Raw genomic sequence first — 21,714 nt, forward strand, 5'->3', positions numbered from 1 at the left:
ATTGTAGCAATCGGGTTGCAACCTATCCGAAGGGGGGGAAGGATAGTTGGCCGAAACGTTCCAGGTTGCCATTGTCGGATCGGGGCCAGCGGGCCTCAGCGCCGCTGCGCGTGCGGCAATGCTGGGGATGAGCCACGTGTTGCTGGAAAAGACCGATCACCTGTCGGACACGATCTACAAATACCAGAAGGGCAAGCACGTGATGGCGACCCCTTCCAATCTGGTGCTGCGCAGCGACGTCGATTTCGACGCGGGCAAACGCGAAGTGATCCTCGGCCTGTGGGATGAACAGATCGCGGGCCATAAGGTCAATGTAAAATACCACGCCGAAGTCGCTAAAATCGAAGGCGAAAAGGGCGCGTTTGCCCTCACCTTGCGCAATGGCGAGGTGGTGCAGGCCGCCGCCGTGGTGCTCGCCATCGGCACGCAGGGCAACCCCAACAAGCTGCGCTGTCCGGGTGCAGATGCGCCGATGATCCAATACCAGCTGGATGATCCCGGCGAATATTACGATGAACACATCACCGTGATCGGATCGGGTGATGCCGGGATCGAGAACGCGCTGGGCCTCGGCGCTGATCCGGCGCAGCGCAATGTCGTCACCATTCTCAACCGCTCCGCCGATTTCGCCCGAGCAAAGGCCGCCAATGTCGCCCTTCTCGAAGAAGCCGAGCGTGAAGGCCGCCTGATCGTGCGGCGCGAAACCGAACCGGCCGAAGTGTTGAACGGCGAACTGCTGCTCAGCACCCGTGACGGCCAGGAGGCGATCCGCTGCGACCGGATCATCGCCCGCACCGGATCGCAGCCCCCGCGCGGGTTCGTGGAAGGCATGGGAATCGAGTTTTCCAGTCCAGAACCGGGCGCTTTCCCGAAGCTTTCCCCGGTGTTCGAAACCACCAAGCCGGGCATCCACGTGATCGGCGCGCTGGCGGGCTACCCGCTGATCAAGCACTGTATGAACCAGGGCTATGACGTGATCGAATTCCTGAACGGGAACGCCGATCTGAAGCCTGCTGACGAGCCGATACTGGCCGAAAAGTTCGGCGCCTTGCCCGGCAACCGCAGCGTCGAAGAATGGCTGGAAGTTTTCGGGCAGAACATCCTAATTCTGAATGATCTGTCGACGCTGCAACTGCGCGAATTGATGCTGGACAGCACCTGCCACGCCTATGATCCGGGCGATGTGATCTTCCGCCGCAATGATCCGGGATCATCCATGTTCGCGATTGCCGAAGGATCGGTCGCGGTCGAGGTGAACCCGGCTGATCCCTCGATCACGGTCGCGATCGAACAGGGATCGATCTTTGGCGAGGTCGGGCTGATTTCCGGCCGCCGCCGGGGTGCGACAGTGCGCGCAGCAGAACCCGTAATCGCGCTCGAACTGTCACGCACCGCCGCGCTGAAACTGCTGGCGACATCGCCGGGGGCGGCGCGGGCGGTGAATGCTATCTCGGTCGAGCGACAACTGCTTCAGATGTTCGGATCGGGCCTGACCAAGGCCGATGTCGCGCCGCTGGTCGCCAGCGCCGAGGTGATGCAGGCGCGCGCAGGGCAGGTGATCGTTACGGAGGGCGCGGACGACAAGGACGTGTTCATCATCCGGCGCGGGTCGATGATCGTCGAAAAGCAGATCGGGGACAGGCCCGTGTTCCTGTCCTACCTGCCCGCCGGTTCCTATTTCGGCGAAATGGCGGTGATCGACGGCAGCTTACGCACCGCCACCGTCAAGGCCGCGATCAAATCGGAAGTGATCCGCCTGCCAGGCGAAGGTTTCCTTGCACTGCTGGATGCGAACCCCACCCTGCGCGAAAAGGCGCTGGCCGATATGGCGGGCCGCCGCGCCACCAATGCCTTCATCGAAGGACAGAAAGATAGCTTCTCCAGCGCGGTCGATATGTATTCGCAGACCGCGCAATTCCTCGTCGATAACGGCATCGGCGAAGCGACCGACGTGCTGCTGATCGACGAGAAACTGTGCATCGGCTGCGACAATTGCGAAAAGGCCTGCGCCGATAGTCACGACGGCCTCTCGCGCCTCGACCGTGAAGCGGGCAAAACCTACGCCCACCTTCACGTGCCGACATCATGCCGCCACTGCGAACACCCGCATTGCATGGCCGATTGCCCGCCCAACGCGATCAAGCGCGGGCCGGATGGCGAGGTGTTCATCGATGAAACCTGCATCGGCTGCGGCAATTGCCAGCGCAACTGCCCCTACGGAGTGATCCGCATGGATGCCAAACCGCCCAAGAAGCCCAGCTTGCTGCAATGGATGCTGTTCGGTTCCGGCCCCGGCCCCGGCGAGGCACCCTATAGCTGGCGCAAGAAAAAGGCCGAGGCCGAAGGCGCGCCCAAGGCCAAGCTGGCGATCAAGTGCGATATGTGTTCCGGCATCGACGGCGGCCCGGCCTGCGTGCGCGCCTGCCCCACCGGCGCGGCGATCCGCGTCGCGCCCGACAAATTCCTGACCTTCACCAAGCTGACCGAGGACGTGGAATAGTGGCGTCGGCAGCGAAAAACCGGTTCAAACAGGACGAAAAGCGGCGTGATTCCGATCACGTCAGCTTCCTGAAGCACCGGAAGTTTCGCTGGCTGTGGATCGCACTGGCACTGAGCGCGGCGACCATCGCGGGCTATGCCCTGATCGATCAGCAACCGCGCCCCAACGGCGGCACCTGGTATGGCTATACGCTGGGCACAATCGGGCTGGCGTTGATCGTCTGGCTATCGCTGCTGGGAGTGAGGAAGCGGCGGATCAATCCCGGCGCGTGGAGCCTGAAAGCGTGGACATCCGCCCATGTCTACCTTGGCTGCTCGCTGGTGGTGGTGGGCACGCTGCACACCGGTTTCCAGATCGGCTGGAACGTCCACACGCTCGCCTATGTGCTGATGCTGCTGGTGATCGCGACCGGGATTTACGGCGTGGTGGTTTACGCCACCCTGCCCGCCAGCCTGTCCGCCAACCGCAGGGAAATGACCCGCGCCCAGATGCTGGAAGCGTTGACCGCGATCGACCGCCAGCTTGAAAGCGCCGCGCAGCCGCTGGGGCGGGACGAGGCCGACCTCGTGATCGCCGCGCTGGAACAGGACACTTTCCACGGCGGCGCGCTGGCGCGGCTGACGGGCCGCTATCCGCGCTGTGCCACCGCGCGGGCACTACGGGGCATGGATAGCGGATCGGAAGCTGCGACCCGCGTAACTGCACTGCTTGAAAAGCGCCGTAATCAGCTGGCCCAGATCCGCGGGGCGCTGCGCATCCGTGCCCTGCTGGAAGTGTGGCTGTTCGTCCACATCCCGCTCACCATCGCCTTGATCGCCGCGCTCGCCGCGCATGTGATCAGCGTGTTCTATTACTGGTGAGGGGGCGGACGTGACATTCCTGATCCGCACCATCGATTTCACCGCCGCCGGACGCGAAATCATCCGCGACAGGGTGCTGGATCAGACCAGCCTGACGATAGGCCGCGCGGCGGAAAACGACATTCACCTGCCCGATCTGGCCGTGGAACAGCGCCATGTGCGCATCGAGCTCGCAGCAGATGGCAATCTGGCGGTCACGGCGCTTGGCACGCTGGGTTTCGGGCTGGATGGCCGAACCGTTTCCGAAGGCGCAATCTCCCTGAGCACCGGCGGCGAAATTGCACTGGGTGCGGCGCGGCTGGCAGTGGCACGCGAAGGTGAAGCAATCCTCGTCACCATCCGCCAAGTCGCCACCGATGAAGGGGCCGGGGACGCTCTGCGCGGCTTCGCCCTTGCCAGTGTGCTGCCGAACAAACGGGCGATGAGCTGGTTGCTCGCCGCCGCAATCCTTGTCCTGCTGCTGATGGTGCCAGTGGCCAGTCACCTGCTGCGCACACCGGTGAAAAATGATCCCAAGGGCGAAACGCCGGGGCAGGTGGTGCTGGACGCTGCGTGGACGACCGGCGCGCTCTCGCTGAAACACCGCAGCCTCGAAGACAATTGCGAAAGCTGCCACGTCAACGCTTTTGAAAGCGTGACCGACACCACCTGCCTCTCGTGCCACGCCGACACCGGCGATCACGCCGCCATGCCGCGTCTGGCCAAGGGCAGCCCGCCGCTCTCCCCCGGCGATGCGATCCAGTGGCGGATCGGAACGGCGTTGGGCAAGGAAGGCCCGCTGGGCTGCGTATCCTGCCACTCCGAACACGAAGGGCAAGTGCGCACGGCAGCGGGCGGCGAGGCGTTCTGTTCGGATTGCCATGACAAGCTGGACACGCGGCTGACCGATACAAAGCTGGCCAATGCGCATGATTTCGGCAAGGCCCACCCGCAATTCCGCCCCGCCTATTTCGCCAGCTTCGGCGCGGCCCAGCCGGTGCGCGCCGCGCCGGGAGCCAAGCCGGTGGAACGCTCGGGTCTCAAATTCCCGCACGATGTCCACATGGATGCGCGCGGCGGCGCGGCGCGGATGGCGGTCAGCCTATCGCGATACGGCCAGCCGCTCGAATGCAAGGATTGCCACAGCCTGCAAGCCGACAAAATCGGGTTCAAGGAGGTCAAGATGGAGGATTCCTGCGAAGGTTGTCACTCGCTGGTATCGGGCCGTTCGGCGGGCGGCGGCTTCAGCAAGCTGCGCCACGGCGATGTGAAGGACTTGGCCGAAGACCTTGCCCGCATATCCTCCGGCCCTCGCGCGCCCGTTGCCCCGCGCCGCATCCGTCCGGGGCAGAGCGGCACCTATCGCGCCGATTTCGGGCGGCCTGTGCGCGCCTATATCGGGTTGTCGAACGCCCTATCGGCAGGCGGCATCTGCACCGAATGCCACCTGCCCACCCGCGGTCCGACAGGGCAGGCCGATCTCATGCCGGTCAACCTGCCTGATCGCTTCCTCACCAGCGGCTTCTTCAGCCATGACGCGCACAAAAAGGAAAAATGCACCGATTGCCACGCCGCCGACACCTCGAAGGCGGCAAGCGATCTGCTGATCCCCGATCTCAAAAGCTGCCGCGATTGCCACCTTGGGGCAACGGCTGTGAAGACCAAGACCATCGTGCCGTCCGATTGCGCGATGTGCCACGCCTATCACTTGCCCTCCGGGCAATGGCAGCCGAAAGGCTCCGCCCCGCACTACAAGCCGCCGCCTGTAAAAACCACAGTTGCAGCAATTGCAGCAAAGGCTAAACCATAGCGATGGGCGGGGGCGCATCTTCACTTGCCGATCGCGCGGTGCTGATCGCGCAGCTGACCGACATCCACGTCGGCTTCGCCCCTGATGACAAGCCGGAAGAGCTGAACCTCACGCGCTTTCGAGCCGTGCTCGACCGGCTGCTGCGTGGCCCCAATCGGCCAGATCTGCTCGTGCTGTCAGGCGACATCACGGATCACGGCGATGCGGAAAGTTTTGCCAAGGCAGCGGCACTGCTGGCGGACTGCCCCTGCCCGATCCTGCCGCTGGTGGGCAATCACGATAGCCGCGCCGGATTGCTGGCGGCCTTCCCGCAAGTGCAACCTGATGCGGACGGCTTCCTGCACTACGTGGTCGAGGCTGCGCCGGGGCTGCGGATCATCTGTCTCGATACGCTGGAGGATGGCCGCCACGGTGGGGCCTTCTGCCAGGCCCGCGCCGATTGGCTGGCAACGCGGCTGGCCGAAGCGCCCGATACGCCCACGCTGATCTTCATGCACCACCCGCCGATCATCGCCGGGATCGACTGGATGGACCCTGCTCCGGACGAGCAGTGGATCATCCGGCTGCGCGATGTGCTGGCGGGACAACATCAAGTGCAGGCAATCCATTGCGGACACCTGCACCGCCCGATCACAACGCGCTTTGCCGGGATACCGCTGGGCGTCACCCCCTCGGTCGCGCCACTGGTGGCGATGGAGCTTTCGGCGATCGACAAGAACTCACCCGATGATCGCGAACTGATCACCGCCGAACCGCCGGTTTACGCGCTGCACCGCTGGGACGGACAAAACCTTGTCACCCATTACGAAAGCGTGGGCGATTGGCCGGTGCTGGCGCGTTTTCATGCGGGCCTGCAACCGATGATCGCAGGCATGTTCGCCGAGCGGGGTTAGTTCCCCGCATCCGCTCGCAGCACGCCCGGCGGTGCCACCCCGACCCAGCGGTTCATATCGACCGCGTCGCTGACCTTCCACGGCACGCCGCTGCGGGTCATGAACAATTGCTCCATCTCTTGCCGCGTAAAGGGCCGCGAGCCGAGTCTGCCGAACACCGCCATCTGTCCGCCGGTTTCGTCCACGGCGCGATCCCGGTCGAGACCCTTGGACAGCGCAATCGCTGGCGAAGGCGTTTTCGCCCATGCGATCATCTCCGGCACCGGCGCAGGCGAGAAACCGTAGAAATTACGCTGGCTATCCGGACTGGTGAGTTGCAGCACCTTCATCCCGTTGCGCCCGTCCGCCACGTAGGCGAATAGCGAGGCATTGGTGGTGCCGACGATCACATCCTCGGCATCGTTGAGGGTACCAGCCAGCGTCACTCTCTGGAAAACGCTCGGGCTGCGCGGGTTCTTCACATCAAGGATCACCAGACCATTGCCCTTGGCCGCGACATAGGCATAGGTGCGCGCAATATACATCCGCCGCGCATCGACCAGCGGCACGGTGGCTTCGGGCACGGCAACCGGATCGCGCAGGGTGGTGACGTCGAACAGCTTCACCCCTTCGCTATCCGTCACCCACAGGTAACGGAACTGCACTGCCGAAGCGCGGGCATCGGCAAGCTCGCGCACGGCGGCGAGTTTGGGCATGTCGGGATCGGCCAGATCGACCACCACCAGGCCGCGTGCGGCGGTGATGTAAGCGACCTCACCCGCCAGTGTGATATGCTGCGCGCCGTTCAGCACCCCGCCGGGGTTCCATGCGTCGGAACCGTCGCCGAAGGTCTTGCGGCTCAGCTTGTTGTTGCGGAATTCGCCGTCTGCCAACGTGTTGACGTTGACGAGGATCAGCCCTTCGACCGCGTCCGTCACCACCGCATAATTGTAGATCGGCAGGAACGGCTGTTCCTGATTGATTTCGCGCAGTTCGGGCGTGCTGCGCGTCGGCGCAATCGGCTGGTTGGTGGGCAGCGCCATGCAGGTGGCATTGGCGGTCTTCACATGCGTATCATGGCCCAGCGGCGAGAACGGCCCCTTCAGGATGCGTTCCGATGTGCCCTTGTTGGCGATGCTCGCCACATCATAGGCGACAAAACCGCCCTTGCCCGCCGCCACGAACATATATTCGCCGCGCAGTTGCAGGCAGCCGACCCGGTCAGATGTGCCTTCGTTAATGTTGACGAATTCCTCGAACGGCTGGGTTTCTCCGCTGAGGTTCTTGTCGAAGGTCTTGCCCCGCACCCAGTTCTTCAGCTCGCGCCCGTTCTGGTCGACATGCAGCCCCCAGTAATCGGGATAGGCATAGCGGTGAAGGTAGGAACCGATCACCGCCTGCGGCTCATCATATTCGGTCACGCGGGTGGCCTGGAAGCCGCCCTCCAGCCCCGTCCATGCATTCATCCCGACAAAATTGACGTAGTTCGTGCCGAGCAGCAGCAGTTGGGCCATGATCGCGTTATTATCGTCTGCTGCGGAGAGGTGGCAATCGGTGCAGGTTTTGGTTTCGGTTTTCCTCACAGTATGCGGGAAATGCGGCGCGAAAGCCTGACTGGAAAAGCCGATGCTACTGATCGGCGGCTGCTGCACATAGATGCGTTCGCGGTTGATGTTGGTGGAGGACAGCACCAGCGCCGAGGATGACCGCACCGGCGCAACCTGATTGCCCTTGGTGGTCTGGTGCTTGCCCAGCTGGAACATCTCGTCTCGCGCCACCTGCGGGTTGTAGGTGGCGAAGTTTCTTGTCTCCCCGCCTTCGTAGCGGTGCGATTTGGTCTTCCAGTTGGCCTCGATTGGCAGGTGACACCCGCCGCAGCTGGTGGTCCATGAAAGGTGGCAGGTAAAGCACGCCATCTCCGGATCACGGTGGGCGCGGTCATCGCCCGCAATGCCAAGCCCGAATTCGAAATTGCCGGTTTCCGCGCCGTAACGGCTGACCAGTTTCGCCCGCGCCGCCTTGGCGTTGAATGTCGGCGTGGCGGGATCAACGCTGTCCTTGACAAGGCTCATCTCCCACTCAAGATCGGGATCGACGATCGAACGCTGCACCAGTTTGCGCCTGCCATCCGCGCCTTCCAGCCACTCGAACCGGCGCTTGCCATCGGGGTTGCGCAGCAGGGCGAGATTGTGGCCCTCGGGCGGAGCCGCAGGGCCACTGGTGCGCAGCGTGGGATAGGCATCGGGCGTGCCGTGGCAATCCTTGCAGGTGATCTCGATCGCATTGGCGACTTCGCCGTAAATCAGCCCGTTGCCGTGGCTGTCCTGTTCGAAATGGCAATCGGCGCACTGCATTCCGACCTCGGCGTGGATGTCCATCATGTGGACCGCCTTGCCGGGATTGGCTCCGGGTTCGACGAACTTGCCCTCGCCTTCCTTGCGCCATTTTTGCGGATCATCGGGGTCGACGATTTCGCCTTCGGCATCCAGCAGATTGCCTTCGCGGTCGCGCTTGAAAATGGCGCGGAAGTTCCAGCCGTGGCCGTGATAATCGGCGAACTGGGTGTCTTTCAGCGTCGGGTTGAGATCATAGACGTTGCGCAGGAAATCGAGATCGGCCCACTTGCCCTTGGGCGCTGCGCCTTCGGGATTGCGGTCGGTCACAGCGCGGACTTCGGCGGCGGTGGGGTATTTCTGCTTTTCCGGCCACATCGCGGGCGCATCGGATTCGTAATCCCACATGGTGTAGCCAAGGAAGGAATTCAGGAAAATGTTGGGCTGGTGCATGTGGCAGTTCATGCACTGGCTGGTGGGTATGGCGCGGGTGAACACGTGCTGGAGCGGGTGGCCCTTTTCCTTCTGCTTGCCGTTGAAGGTCAGCGTGTCATCCGCGCGTTTGCCGGGGCCGGCGCCATCGCCGTGGTCGTCATGGCCCGGTTGCTTGACTGCGCCGTGACCGCCCTTTTTGCTCTTCTTGCCGCCATACCCGGCCGCTTCCTCGATCTTCTCCGCAATGGTCGGGTCGGCAGTGATGGTCTGCCCGTCGCGCCCGTATTGCGCGTAGGTGAGCGAGTGGCGCGGTTCGCGGTCGTTGGCGTAGACCACGTGGCAGCTCGCGCAGCCCGAATGGCGGTAATCGCCCGGCTGATCATTCGTCCCCATGAACCATGTGAAGGGATCATTCAGGCGGGTCTTGTGGATATTGAGAGCGGGAATCGCCACGCGCAGGCCAGTGCCGGGGCCGCGATTGGATTGCTTCAGGTCGGGCCGCCCCGGCTCCTCCAGCCGCTGGATCTGGCCGGTCGGGTTGGGGATACCGATTTCGGGAAACTGCGAATTGATCGTGCGTCCGCCGCGTTCGAACACGCGAAACACATCACCGGGCGGGATCACATGCCAGGTCGGCAGCGGATACATTTCGGCCAGCACGCCGCGCGCAACCTGATCCTCCGAAAGTGCGCCTCCTGGCCCTGCGCCGGGCGAGGTGATCTTGGCGGGCAGGCCTTCGCGGGTATAGGCTTCGCCCAACAGGTAATTCTTGAACGGCAGGATGCCGTTATTGTAGCTCGCCCCGCCCCACAGCATCGCGCCCGATGCCATGATCGATCGTTCCGCCGCCTCGATCGCGCCGATATGACACGCCCCGCAGGCATCGCGCGCCACGCGGTAATCGGACGGGTTTACGAACTTCACGAACTCCGGCGCTTCCTTGTTGAGCAACGCGTAAGACCGTTTCGGATTGGCCGACGAAGGAAAATGCCAGCTGTCGGGATATTTCGGCAGCACGTGCGCACGGTCGCGCGCGGCGACGTAATCGGGGTGATCGTGCGGCAATTCGGAGTTGCCCTTCACCCCCGCGTTGCCGCCGTGGCAATCGGTGCAACCCAGCCGCACCGCTGGCGAGAGGTGCATGGTCGGCGCGTCGGTCTTCACGTGGCAGGTGTTGCAGCCTTCGGATTTCGCCTCCATTTCCGCTACTGATTGCCGCTGCGGCGCGGGCGGGGCAAAGACTGCAGCGTAATCGCGTTTGACCGGCTTTTCCTTATCCGCCGCCTGTGTATCGCGGGCGAACATCAGGGCGGCCAGCAGCAGCGCCGCCAGCAGCAGCACCGCATTCCGGATCAAGGGGTGGTTCAGCGCGCGCATCAGTAGGTCAGCACCACATTGGCGAGGATCGAGACAAACTCCTGCCCGCCGCCGCGTGCGGTGAACAGGTCACGGAAACCCCTGCCCGCCAGCAATGTCGCTGCAGACAGGCGGAAGACGAGGTTCTGGTTGGCCTTCGGCCGCCAGATCGCGGCGGCGGAAAGGTCAAAGCCGATCTCCTTGGGGATCGACCCCTCGTTGCGCAGCACTTGCAAGGTCGCGGTATCTTCAAACCACAGATGGTTGGCGTTGGCTGACAGGCGGAATTGCGGCGTCAGATCGAAATCCGCCCCCGCCCCCAGCAGCATCAGGCCGGGGTTGTTGAAATTGCTCTGCCCCTGTTCCTTGGAACTGCGCAGCGAATTGAGGATACCGTTGCGCCCGTTCACCGCGACCGCACGGCCTCCGCCCGCAAAGGGGATGGTCTGGCGGATCCAGTAGGATGTATCCGCACCTGCGAATATCGGGTTCTCGAAAATGGCATCGAACCCGCTTTCGGTGTCGTCATAGGGATCGCTATCACCACTGGAATAGGCGGCTGACAGCCGGAAACGCATCCAATCGCGGTCATAGCTGGCTTCCAACGCAGCGAACTGGGCGTTGATATTGGCCGGGCGGTCGGTGAAGAAGCTGTTCCGGTCCTCCCCCAGCGCCCAGTAGAAACTGCCCGTCAAATTCACCCGTCCGATCCGGCCATCGGCATTGTAGCCGAGATAGACGACATCATACTCGCGCCCCCGCAGCGTCCCCAGCAGCGCCGGGCGCACCGGGAAGCCGTTGGTGTCGATCTGGATGTCGTTCGCCTCGCGGTTCATGTTGTAGACCACGGTGATCTGGCTGGTCAGCGCCGGAATCAGGAAGTCCTGACGATAGGCATTGGCGACGAACACGAAATCATCACGCGGGCTGCGCAGGATCGCGTTCAGCCCGCTATTTGTGTCCTTCTCCAGCCGCCAAAACGCGGCCAAATTGAACTGGAAGCGGTTGTTGTCTCGCGATCCGAACAGGCGCACGCCGAGCTGCTGGTCGTTGAACAGGAACCCGCGGAAATCGGACTGGAACGGCTGGATGCCGGCGCGGATCGAAATGAAATCGAACCGGTCATTATCGAACTGGCTGAAGTGGTAATCGACGAAGGCTTCCTGCACCCCGAGGAATTGGTCGAGCCGGTGGCTGGGCCGCGATGGTTCGACAAACAGCACGCGGCGTTCGGGCACATCGACGTAGTTGACGTTATAGGCCAGCGTCACGCGATATTCGACCGTCGGCGGCTTGAAGGTGGTCGATCCCTTCAGCAGCGCAAAACCGGCGATGAAGGTCTGGCTGAAGACCTGTGAAAAGTCGTTCCCGAATACGTCGTTGCGGTCAGGGTCTTCGGTGGTTTGCACCCCCACGGGGATGGGGAAGGTGCGCGGTTCGTACACGCTGTCAGAAATCAGGTTGGCGACAAAGAACCAATCGTCTTCCTTGATCGGCAACCACGGCACCTTGGCGCGGTTGATCGGGCGATCGCCCTTGTAGGTGTTCTGGTTATAGGGATCGAGCAGGCTCTCCTTCACCAGACCGAGGCTCTCGATCAAACGCCAGCGATCGGGGATCGGCAGCTGGTCGGTCGGGAAGGCTTGCGGCGGCGGAGCGCGGATCGCGCCTTCATTGTTCTGCTCGATCCGTTCGGGCAGTGGGGCCGTGTAGCCGGAGCGTTCGCGGCCTTCGATAATGCCGGGATCGACCGGGGGTTCGCCTTGTTCCCAATCCCCTGGCGGAGGCGGGGGCGGCGCTGCATCATCTGGCGGAGGCGGCACGGCTTGCACCATCAGGGCGGCAGGTATGGCGAGCCAGACTGCCACTACAGCCCCTCGCACACGTTTTGCGCATTGCTGCCAATGAACGGCGCAAAGGGACAATTGACATAGCGCAGCCGCACCTGACGGTTGCCAACCTGCACCACGATCCGGTCTGCACGGCTGGCAGGCGCGGCGTTAGCCAGCCCGCCACCTGCACGCGATGCGCCATTGTTCAGGCCCAGGAAGCTGATCATGTCGTCTTGATCGATCCCGTCGCCCGAAACGCCGATCCCGCCGACGAGCTGGCCATTGCGGTAAATGGGCACGGAACCGGGAAATATCTGGATGCCGTTATCCAGCCGCGTGGCCCTCGCCGTCACCTGCGGCAGGCCGGTGCAGCTTCGCGGTGTATCTGTGCCGCTCGCCCCGGTGACGAAGCCCAGATGCTGCGCCAGATTACCCACGATCAGCGCACTTTGCAGTCCGGTCGAAAACGGGTTGAACTGCGCAATCGGGCGCGACAGCGGGCCGTTGGGCTGCCCCACCTCGCCATCGGGAAAATAGGGCCGCGACAGGTTGCCGCCCGCGCGATCGGAAAAGGCGAAGCTGCCGGTCAGCGCTTGTGGATCGCCCAGAAAGGTTCGCGTGCGGGCCACGAATTGCGCCACTTCGCCGCCGGTCGCCAGCAGTTCATTCGCGGCAAAGCTGCCAGAGAAGAAATTGGCGGTGCGCGCTTTCTGCAGGGACACGTCGATCCCGAAGATTGGCGCATCGGGGGATCGCACGATGCCCAGCACCTGCCCCCGCGTATCGACAAGGCTGATCGTCACCTGCGCGCGGCTATCCAGTGGCTGGCGAATTTGGGCGCGGGCGCGGCTCATCACGGTGAAGGCTTCTTCAAGGATCACGCGGGCTTCTGCCGCAGTGATCGGCGCGGAAACATCAGCCGCGTCTGTTGCTGCGCGCACCGGAAAACGGTTCGCCCCCGCACCGTTGGTCAAAACGAAAGCATCGCGGTTGGCGAATTCAGTCGTTGTCGATGCCCGGATGCCCGAAGCCTCGGTGCCATAGGCCGCGCCCGCCAGCAGCGCGGTGCCCATATAGTAACCGGTCACTGGCACCAGCGCCCCTGCGGTTCCGGCAAAGCTGGCGCCTGCCACTGCGCCGACCTGCGGATAATCAATGTCGGTATAGCGCAGCGACGTGCCGTCCGCAGTGATCCGGTCAGCGCGAATAGCGACAGGGGCCTCGAACCCTACCGTGCCCGCCAGCGCTATCGCCTCGTCCACGTCGCCATCACGGTCGAGCACGTTGGGATCGAAGCCGTAAACCCCGTCGGCAATTACCCCCACCCCGCCGATCACCACACCATCGCGATAGAGTGGAAAGCCGCCCGGATCAGCCGCCAGGCCGAGCGGAGAACGCTTCGGCCCGATGAAACCATCACTGGCGCGGGCGGCCAGATCGGAACAGGGCAGTTGGCTGAACTGCACGCCGAACAACGGCCCGCTTTCCAGCCCTGCGGTGGTTGGCGCAGGCGGGAAATGTTCCTGAACGATCATGCTTGCTGTACGGGAGGAAAAAGCATTGCCGCCGCTGGAAAGATAGGCCCCGGTGATCGCCTTGGCGATGGCAGCGCCCGCAGCGGGAATCGTCAATCCCTGCGCATCGCGGCTGGTGCCATCGGGCGCAGCAGGAATTCGGGCAGTCGCTGCCGCACCCGGCATGGCGAACACGCCAAGCACATTGCCCACCCGATCCGTCACCGCGATGGTCGCGGCAAGATTGCGGCTGCGCGCTTCGGCAGCGGCCTGCGCAATGATGGTGCCGACATCGGCGCTCGAAAGGCTTGTCGCAGGCGGCACGGAATAGACATTGCCCGCTGGTGGCGGAGGCGGCGGAGTGGTGCCGCCGCCGGTCGCGCCGCCATTGCTGGAGGGGCTGTCTTCCCCCCCGCAGGCCGCCAGCAGCAGCGCGGCGGTGGCAATCCCAAATGTCCCCCACCGGCGCAGCATTATTGCAACCTGCCGATCGCGCCCGCTGCCGATTTCAGCGCGGTGCGGAAATCAGCCGGGCGGTAGGCGTTGGGTTCTTCCACCGCCTTGTATGCCCGCGCAATATCGCCGCGGATCCCGGCGGCCGCGCCCTGCGTCACCCGCCCCTGGCTGACCAGGGCGTTGAGCAACGTGTCCACCGCCATCACTGCCTGCACCGATCCGGCATAATCGGTAAAGCGCGGCGCTGTCGCCTCGCCCGCGATGATTGCGATCACGCGGAACGCGTCGGCATTGGCATAGGCGCGGGCTGACAATGCATCGGACAGCGCGCCCGCGCGGGCCGAAAGCGCCTGCGCAGCCGCCCGCGCATCGCCCGCCCCTTGACCCATAGCCTTATGGAAATCGCGGCTGGCGGATTGGAAGGCGCTGGCCTCCCCCGGCACCAGCGCGCCCGCCACAGCGGAAAGCATGATGATGTTCTCGTCATTGAAAGGCGGGTTGCCGAAGGGGATCGGCCTTGCAGGATTGGTCTCGAAGGTCAGCTTGCGCTGCGGGCCATCTGTGATGGTGCGGTGGCACGAGTGACAATCGTAGAAGGTGAACTGCGGAAACGCCCCTTCCAACGCGAATTTGGGCTGCGCGAAAAGCGTGGTGGCACGGCGCACCGCTTCTGCCTGCCCCACCGCCCAGAACCGCACCGCATTGGGCGCGGCCTTGCGGGCTGCGTAATCGCCATCAATGTTATGGTGCTGCTGGAGCGCGCTGAACAGATCGAGCTCGAAAGCGATGCGCGGGTGACCGGCGGCCATCATGGAGTGGGTGACGAACTGCCCCGGCTTGGACGAGCCAAAGTGGCAATCAAGACAGACATTGGCCCGCGCCTTGGGATTATCGAGCGGCACGAGGCCTGCCGCGATGTTCGATGCATGGGTGGCGGGCAGCGCATAATGTTCGGCCAGCCAGCTTCCGCCCGAAGGCCCGTGGCAGCTTTCGCAGCCGACCCCGTCGGTCAGCGTGAACTTTGCCCCCCGCTGGCCCGCAGGCGCATAGGTGGAATGACAGCCGAGACAGGCGGGGGCCGATGTCGCACTGCCGAGGCCAAGGCTCGCGGCGATCTGCTGCCCGCGCCGTCCACCAAGCACCGCATAGGCGCGGCTGTGCGCGCCGCCGGAGGACGAAGGCTCCTGCCAGGTCGCGATTTCATCCTGCCGCACCACCGCGCCATTGCCCTCGGCGCGGCCATGGCAGGTCGATCCGGCGCAGCTCGCCACACCTTCGAAAGTGGGGTTACCGATGGCTACTGAAGCCGGATAAAGCGCGGCAAGACCCAGCACGGCGAGCACACGAACGGCTTGCGGCCGGTGTGCCAGCCCCCCGATCAACCTTGCCCAAAGTCGCGTCATCCCGTCCCCCCGGAGATGCTAGCCTGCCAGTACCGTGCCGCGCCCCGATCAGGGCTACCACCGGGTCAGGCCCGGCGCTTGTAACCTTGCGTCAGGACTGCGCGTCCTGCGGGCCGATTCCACCCGTCCTCCGGCCCGGCACCCTTGTCCCAAGCCTGCGGCAAGGATGCAACCGGCAATCGGCCAAATCCGGGCAAATCAGCCGCCGTTGGCCTCAGCCGAGGCTTCGAGGCTGCTGGCGAGCGTTTCCAGCTGCACCGCGCAACCCTTGTCAATCAGCGCTTCGGCCAGCATGTCCGGCGCTTCGTAATCCTCGCCCAACAAAACGAATTTCACGATGCTGGTCGAACTATCGGGCGCGCTGATGACGAAGCTGTCGCCATCGGCAATCGGCACGCGCGCCGGATCGAGCGCGGCGACGGTTACGGTGTCATCGAAGGTGACTTCGGCAAGCGGCAGCGCGGCAGTCGGCTTGCCGATCAGATAGGTGCTGGTGCCGTCTGTCCCCGGGCGCCACAGACGCACGGTCGCAAGGTCGTACAGGCAAATCGTGCCTGAACGGGTGACATCGACATACCACAGGCTGGGGTTGGTAGGATTGCCCTCCGGCTCGCCGCGCACCGCCCCGGTGCGCACGCGGGTGGCGGCACGTTTGCGGGTGAGCGAGGCAAAACGGTCAGCCGCCACCTGCGGGCGGTCACCGACGCGAAACGTGCCCGCGCCCTTGATCACGCGGGTGCCGTCAGCGGTGAGCACTGTCACCACATCGCCCGCCTTCAGCGTGATCGAGGCACTGTCATCGACTTTGGTGCCGACCGGATACTTGGTCGATGACGGGCCGGTGGATTTTACCACCACCCCGGCCATGGCAGCCACCGGCAAAGCCAGCGCCGTGCCCGCCAGCGCAAGCGCCGCAAGCCGCGAAGCGAATTTATCCAAGAACATAGGTTCCTCCCTCATCAAGAGCATCGATGCGCCGGGCAAGATTGCCTAGCGCTAAATCTTCCGGGTGGCGATCCGCGACTGTCTGCACCAGCCGCGCGGCCGCCGTCTGATCAATCGTCACCATTGCCAGCGCCTGCGCCAGTACCGCCTTGTCCTCCGCCGGGAAATCGGGCGCGGGTTCAAACAGATCGACCGCGCGCGCCCGGCCCCTCAGCCGCACCCGACCCATAGGCCGCCACCATTCGAGGCCCGAAGCCTCGGCAAATTCGCTGCTCGCCATCACCGCGGAATCGAGCGCCTTGTTGGCCGCTTCCAATCGCGCGGCGGTGTTCATCGAGTCGCCCAGCGCAGTGTACTGTATGCGGGTCGCGCCGCCAAAATTGCCGATCACCGCCTCGCCATAGTGCAGACCCACGCGGGTCTTGCCGATCAGCGGCAGGTTGGCATCCATCGCCGCGACCTCGCGCCGGAACGCCTCTCCCGCCTGCCACATCGCGTAGCCTGCTTTCGCCGCACGCGTGCCATCATCTGCTCGCGATATCGGCGCGCCCCAGAAGGCCACCACCGCATCGCCCACGAACTTGTCGATTACCCCGCCATGATCGAGCACCACCTGGCTGAGCAAATCGAGATAGCGGTTAAGCAGCTTGGCGACCATCTCCGGCGCAATTGCGTGGCTCATCTTGGTAAAGCCCTCAAGGTCGCTGAACAGCACGAAGATTTCGCGCTTCTCGCCGCCCAGGTTGAGCAGTTCTGGTTTCTCGATGATCGCCTGCGCAATATCGCGGGGGATGTACTTGCCGAGCGCCCCGGTAGCGAAATTGCGCCGCACCGCGCCCGATGCGCGCGCTGTCGAGGTGACGGCAGTGAAGACAAGGATCCAGCCGACCAGCCCGCCCACCGCTGGCAATCCGTAGGTATCGACATTCTGGAACTGCAGCATAAACGGCGTGCCCTGAAAGAACACCAGTTGCGCCATGCCGAGCATCGCCAGCCGCCGCGCAGGCCATTCGAGAAGCGCGGTGACTATGCCGGCAAGTATCGCCACAACCGCCATGATCCAAATCACCCAGTCCGGAATCGGAGTAAGGACGCGGTCATCCAGCATCTGTGCGATGATTTCTGCATGAACGCTGATCCCGGCAGGCACTTCGCCATTGATCGAGGTGAATGTCGTCTCGACCCGATCATAATCGACGATATCGCCGCCGATCAGGATATATTTGCCGGAATATTGCTCCTTGAGGAAGGGCAGGATTTCTGGATCGGGATCGACGAAAAGATCGATCTGGGCTGGAGGGAACAGCACCGAATTCTGGAATTTGGGGCGCCGGTAATCGATCGCGCCCTCGTAACCGGAAAAGGCGGTCGCCCGCTCGCCCGCTTCGCCCAGCATCACACGCCCGAGCAGCGGCGGCAAGCCTTCATGGATGTCGGGCCAAAGCCGGGTCGCGCCAAAGGTATTGTCGAGCCGGATGCTCGCTGGCTGCGCTTTGCTGCCCTTGAGCCGCGCCATGAACGCTTCGAGGAACTGCTGCTGTTCATACTCGATGTCGTCGGGGTTGGTCGCCTTGGCGGCATAGGCGATCGCGACCGGGGTCTTCATCGACCGCAGCGTGGCGATCAGTTCCTCGTCCTCGTCCTGTGGTTGATCGAACAGGATGTCGATCCCGATCGCCTTGGGCTCGAAAGTATCGAGCGTCCGCAATGTCTTGGCCAGCAGACCGCGATCCAGCGGCGAGCGTTTGCGCGCGGCAATCAGGGTCTGGTCGGTGTAGACCACCAGCACCACGCGCTTGTCTTCCTCGACCAGATCGGCGGAATAATAGGCCCTGAGGTCATAGAACGCGCGCTCGGCCTCGCTGGTGAGCGGGGTGGGCTCCTCACCGTCGGGCAGCACCCAGCTGTAGCGGGCGACGAACAGCGCCACGCATATGAGAAGAACGGTCAGGCCCAGCTGAGCTGGGCCAGCTTCGCGCAGGTTGCGCCAGCCGCGCCTGATCCAGCCGAATGCCGGCGGGCGGGTATCGGGATCGGTCACTTATCCGCCCCTGCCAGCCTCAGCGCGAAAGGCGCGCCGCGCCGTCGCCGACCACGGCAAAGGCCGACCAGTAGAACGGGTGCGATGTTTGCGCATCGTCCATCAGCGCCGTTTGCGATGCCTTGAGCGCGCCTGCGGTCACCTGCCCGTCACCCGCAAACAACCCTCCGATCAGTCGCCCGGTGGCATCGAAATCATCAGGCACCGGCCAGTGGCTCGCCAGCACGGTGCGTCCGCCTGCGCCAACGAAGGCGCGCACAAGCCCGTCCAGCGCGAATTCGCCGCCGCCGGTCACGCCTGCCTCGCGGGTCGCGCCCAGCGTGGCGCTGCCCGCAGTGTCGCAGGCCGAAAGGATCACCAGATCGGCATCGATGCGCAGCCCGAAAATCTCGGCAAAGCTCAGCAGCCCGTCAGACCCCTCGCCCACATCGAAGCTGGTCAGCAGCGCGGGGCGCGGCGGACATTCGGGGCGCGGAGCGGTAACAAGGCCATGCGTGGCAAAGTGCAGGATACGGTATTCGGCAAGATCGCCGAGATTCTGGATCGCAGTGTCGGTAAAGGCAGTGCCGGTCAGCACCTCGGCCGTCGCGCCAAACCGGCTGGCCGCCTGCCGCAGTTCATCCGCCTTGACCGGATTGGCCCAGATATTGGGTGACCACTGGCACCTGTCGCCCGCCTCCAACGCCGCGCGCGTGCGCGCCGCTGCCGGTGAAGCCACTCCGATCGGCGCGTTTTCGCCAAGGCCGAGATAGGCCCGCGTGCCATTCGAAGGCCGGGCGGCGCGCACATCTCGGAATGCCGATGCCGCAACCGATGTGCTGATCTGCGCCGATCGCCCCAGCCATGCCATGCCGCGGAAATCATATTCGTCCGCATTCCTGCCCGCCATGCGCGCCTGATAGGCGGCGACGCTGGCATCATCGATGACCAGCAGGTTGATCGGCAGCTTCAGCAGCGCGCCATCGGGTTCGAACACGATGTGGCGCGCCTGCGGCAACCGGTCAGCAACCGGCGCGAATAGTCGCACATACAATTCCCTGGCCCGCACCACGTCGAACGGATAGGTCAGCACCTGCCCGCCTTCGACCACCGCGATGCTTTCGCGGATCTGGCTGACAAGGCTTTCGAGCTGCGCCGGGGTCGTATCGGCCCGCCATGCGGTTGCCGCCTCGCGGGTGGCATAGACAACGTAGGCATCGCTATCGAGGGTCACCAGCTTCACATATGCTTCGTCCTCAGCCAGAATGGCCTGCAATTCCGGCAGGGTAATCGCATTGCCCGATACTGCCCGATAGCGCGGGTAAGTCGCCAGCTTGTCGAGCACTTCGGCCTGTTGCTGCTGCAATTGTTCAAGCCGTGTGCGGCGTTCGGCAATCAGCGCTGCCTGCCGGTCGCCCACTTCGGGTACGGCTTCGAGTTCCAGCACCGATACCCGCAACTGTTCGATCCCGCGCGCCAGATTGGTGGCGGTGCGGAACAGCTGCGAGGCTTCGTCACTGCCGCCCGATAGTTCGCGGGCGAGCGCGGCCTGCGTCTGGGCCAGACCGGGGCGGCTGAGCAATTGGCTGGCCGCGAACAGATCAGATGCAGCCGCACTGCTGTTGCCAGCGGTAAGCAGCGCGAAATAGGGCGTCATCAACCCGCGCAGCGACGGCATGGCCTGCCCGTCGGCAGTGGCGATGATATCGCGATACAGCGTCAGCGCTTCGTCCTGCTGCCCGTTGCGGGCGTAGAACCCCGCCAGCTGCGCGCGGGCGCTGCCCAGCGCGGGCGAGCCGGGATAGGTCACCTCCAGCAGGCTGATCGCCTGATCGTGCAGACCTTTCGCGGCTGTTGGATCGCCGCTGCGCTCAGCAGCTTCGGCCAACTCGCCCAGCACTTGCGCGCGCAGCCACACAACCGAAACCACCCGCCCGCCGCGCACTTCGCCAAAGGCCGTCTCGGCAGAGCGCAGCAGGCTTACCGCCTCGCCGCTGCGACCCAGCTGGCGCAGCGCAGCGGCTTTCAGATAAGCGTGCTGACCATCGAGCAAGCGCGCACGTTCGAGCGGGGTCAGACTGAGCGAAAATTCACCGGTGATCCGTCCACTTTCGCTCGCCAGCTGTCCGGCTAGCGCGGGGCCGATCTGCAAGGAACGGATTGCATCGCCATCGGCAAATTCGGTGGCGAGCGGGGTATCGAGGATCGCCAGTGCGCGGGGCGCCTTGCGCTGGTTCAGCGCGTCCATCGCTTCGAAATTGCGTTGAAGGCGCGCCAGCAACGGGCTGGTCGCCCCGACATTGCGGCTTTCGGCAAACAGGCGACGACTTTCGGCGAAATTGCCGAGATTGGACTGCTGCAACGCCTCGTTCAGTCGTGCTTCGGCGGCTCCTGCCCCGACCAGCGCGGCCGAGGATGCCGCGAAAAACTCCGCCGCTTCAGCGAAGTTGCCGGCATTGCCGCGGCGATAGGCCTCGACCAGCGCCTGATCGGCGGAAATCGCTTCAGCCTGCTGGCGGGCGAAGGCCAGCGCATCGGTGGTGCTGGTGAGCGGAATTTCCACCTTGCCCGGCACCACTTCATCACTGGCGAGCGAGGCCACGCCCAATTCCAGCGCCTTGCCATAGGCGGCCAGACCGCTCGCGGCAAAGACCCGGTCGCCGCGCGATCCGATCAGCACATCGGTGCGCAGGATACTGTCAGGACGCGAGCATGACAGGCGGCGGGCAGCGGGAAGCCCGGCCACGCCGCCTTGTGATGGCTCAGCATCGCCGCAGGTCGCCCCCGCACCGGCAAAGCGAGCGGGCGCTGCGGCATCAGCTGCGCCCTTTATCACCCACAGCGTGCCCACCGGCGCGGCCGCATCGCGGCAGATGATCGAGTAGCGCCGGTCAAACAGTCCTGCCCCCGGTTCGGGCGCAAGGATCTGCGCTTCGCACAATCCATTGCTGCCGATCGGAAAAGTATCGCGCAGGCTGAGGCTGACCTCGCCGCCCGTGCGCGCTGTTGCGGGCATTACTGGCAGGATGGTGGCCGCCAGCGACAACGCAGCGACGGCACAAAAGGCGTTGCGATAGCGGATCGTCATCTCACTTGCCTCCTGCAGGCGGTGTTGGCGTGGTGCCATACAGCGTGGCATCGCCGCCGCTGGTGACCGGGTCGTCGAGCAACGGGTCTTCGCTGATCAGCGGCGCATCGGGATCTTCCGGGAAGTCGACACCGAAGCGTTCCTCCTCCTCGCCCTCGACTGCGGGCTGGACGCTGTCGATCAGAACCGGGCGTTCGAAAACCTCCGGATTGTTGGTCTGCACCGGCGTCTCCACCCGCGATGGCGGCGGCGGCGGCGGCGGCGGTGGCGGCGGCGGCGGCGGCGGCGGCGGCGGCGGTGGCGGCGGTGGC

Annotated in this window: 12 protein-coding genes; 4 read left to right on the forward strand and 8 right to left on the reverse strand. The window is 64.3% G+C overall.

Features of this window, described 5'->3' with window-relative positions; translation table 11 throughout:
• Nucleotides 1-46 precede the first annotated feature (46 nt).
• Genes IP79_RS13020 through IP79_RS13035 form a run of 4 tightly spaced genes read left to right on the forward strand, consistent with a single transcriptional unit; the run spans nucleotide 47 to nucleotide 6,042 of the window.
• Nucleotides 47-2,500, forward strand: a complete 2,454-nt coding sequence (locus IP79_RS13020) for a cyclic nucleotide-binding domain-containing protein (protein ID WP_082337217.1) — start codon at nucleotides 47-49, stop codon at nucleotides 2,498-2,500.
• On the forward strand, nucleotides 2,500-3,360 hold the full coding sequence (locus tag IP79_RS13025; RefSeq protein ID WP_054119736.1) for a hypothetical protein: 861 nt from the start codon (nucleotides 2,500-2,502) through the stop codon (nucleotides 3,358-3,360). Before IP79_RS13020 ends, IP79_RS13025 begins: the two co-directional genes overlap by 1 nt.
• Before the next feature lie 10 nt (nucleotides 3,361-3,370).
• A complete protein-coding gene (locus IP79_RS13030) occupies nucleotides 3,371-5,149 on the forward strand; it encodes a cytochrome c3 family protein (protein WP_054119737.1) in 1,779 nt (592 codons plus the stop codon).
• 2 nt (nucleotides 5,150-5,151) lie between these two features.
• Nucleotides 5,152-6,042: a phosphodiesterase gene (locus tag IP79_RS13035; RefSeq protein ID WP_233994209.1), complete on the forward strand. Its 891-nt coding sequence runs from the start codon at nucleotides 5,152-5,154 to the stop codon at nucleotides 6,040-6,042.
• Here the strand turns inward: IP79_RS13035 and IP79_RS13040 are convergent.
• The 8 genes from IP79_RS13040 to IP79_RS15725 form a co-directional block, all read right to left on the reverse strand.
• Nucleotides 6,039-10,166: a hypothetical protein gene (locus IP79_RS13040; protein WP_054119738.1), complete on the reverse strand. Its 4,128-nt coding sequence runs from the start codon at nucleotides 10,164-10,166 to the stop codon at nucleotides 6,039-6,041. The two genes, IP79_RS13035 and IP79_RS13040, sit on opposite strands and share 4 nt — an antisense overlap.
• Nucleotides 10,166-11,980, reverse strand: a complete 1,815-nt coding sequence (locus tag IP79_RS13045; protein WP_054119754.1) for a hypothetical protein — start codon at nucleotides 11,978-11,980, stop codon at nucleotides 10,166-10,168. The genes IP79_RS13040 and IP79_RS13045 overlap by 1 nt, the downstream gene beginning before the upstream one ends.
• A gap of 32 nt (nucleotides 11,981-12,012) precedes the next feature.
• Nucleotides 12,013-13,965, reverse strand: a complete 1,953-nt coding sequence (locus IP79_RS13050) for a heme-binding protein (protein ID WP_054119739.1) — start codon at nucleotides 13,963-13,965, stop codon at nucleotides 12,013-12,015.
• Nucleotides 13,965-15,350: a multiheme c-type cytochrome gene (locus tag IP79_RS13055; protein WP_054119740.1), complete on the reverse strand. Its 1,386-nt coding sequence runs from the start codon at nucleotides 15,348-15,350 to the stop codon at nucleotides 13,965-13,967. Before IP79_RS13055 ends, IP79_RS13050 begins: the two co-directional genes overlap by 1 nt.
• Before the next feature lie 198 nt (nucleotides 15,351-15,548).
• Complete coding sequence (locus tag IP79_RS13060; RefSeq protein WP_054119741.1) at nucleotides 15,549-16,295, reverse strand: hypothetical protein; 747 nt, start codon at nucleotides 16,293-16,295, stop codon at nucleotides 15,549-15,551.
• Nucleotides 16,282-18,336, reverse strand: coding sequence for an adenylate/guanylate cyclase domain-containing protein (locus IP79_RS13065; protein WP_054119742.1), 2,055 nt, complete (start codon nucleotides 18,334-18,336; stop codon nucleotides 16,282-16,284). Before IP79_RS13065 ends, IP79_RS13060 begins: the two co-directional genes overlap by 14 nt.
• Before the next feature lie 19 nt (nucleotides 18,337-18,355).
• Nucleotides 18,356-21,403, reverse strand: a complete 3,048-nt coding sequence (locus IP79_RS13070; RefSeq protein WP_233994210.1) for a CHAT domain-containing protein — start codon at nucleotides 21,401-21,403, stop codon at nucleotides 18,356-18,358.
• 1 nt (nucleotide 21,404) lies between these two features.
• Nucleotides 21,405-21,714 (reverse strand): hypothetical protein (locus IP79_RS15725; protein WP_197273821.1); only part of this gene is annotated, 310 nt, incomplete at its 5' end.

This window comes from Porphyrobacter sp. AAP60 (genome assembly GCF_001296025.1).
Taxonomy (GTDB): Bacteria; Pseudomonadota; Alphaproteobacteria; order Sphingomonadales; family Sphingomonadaceae; genus Erythrobacter.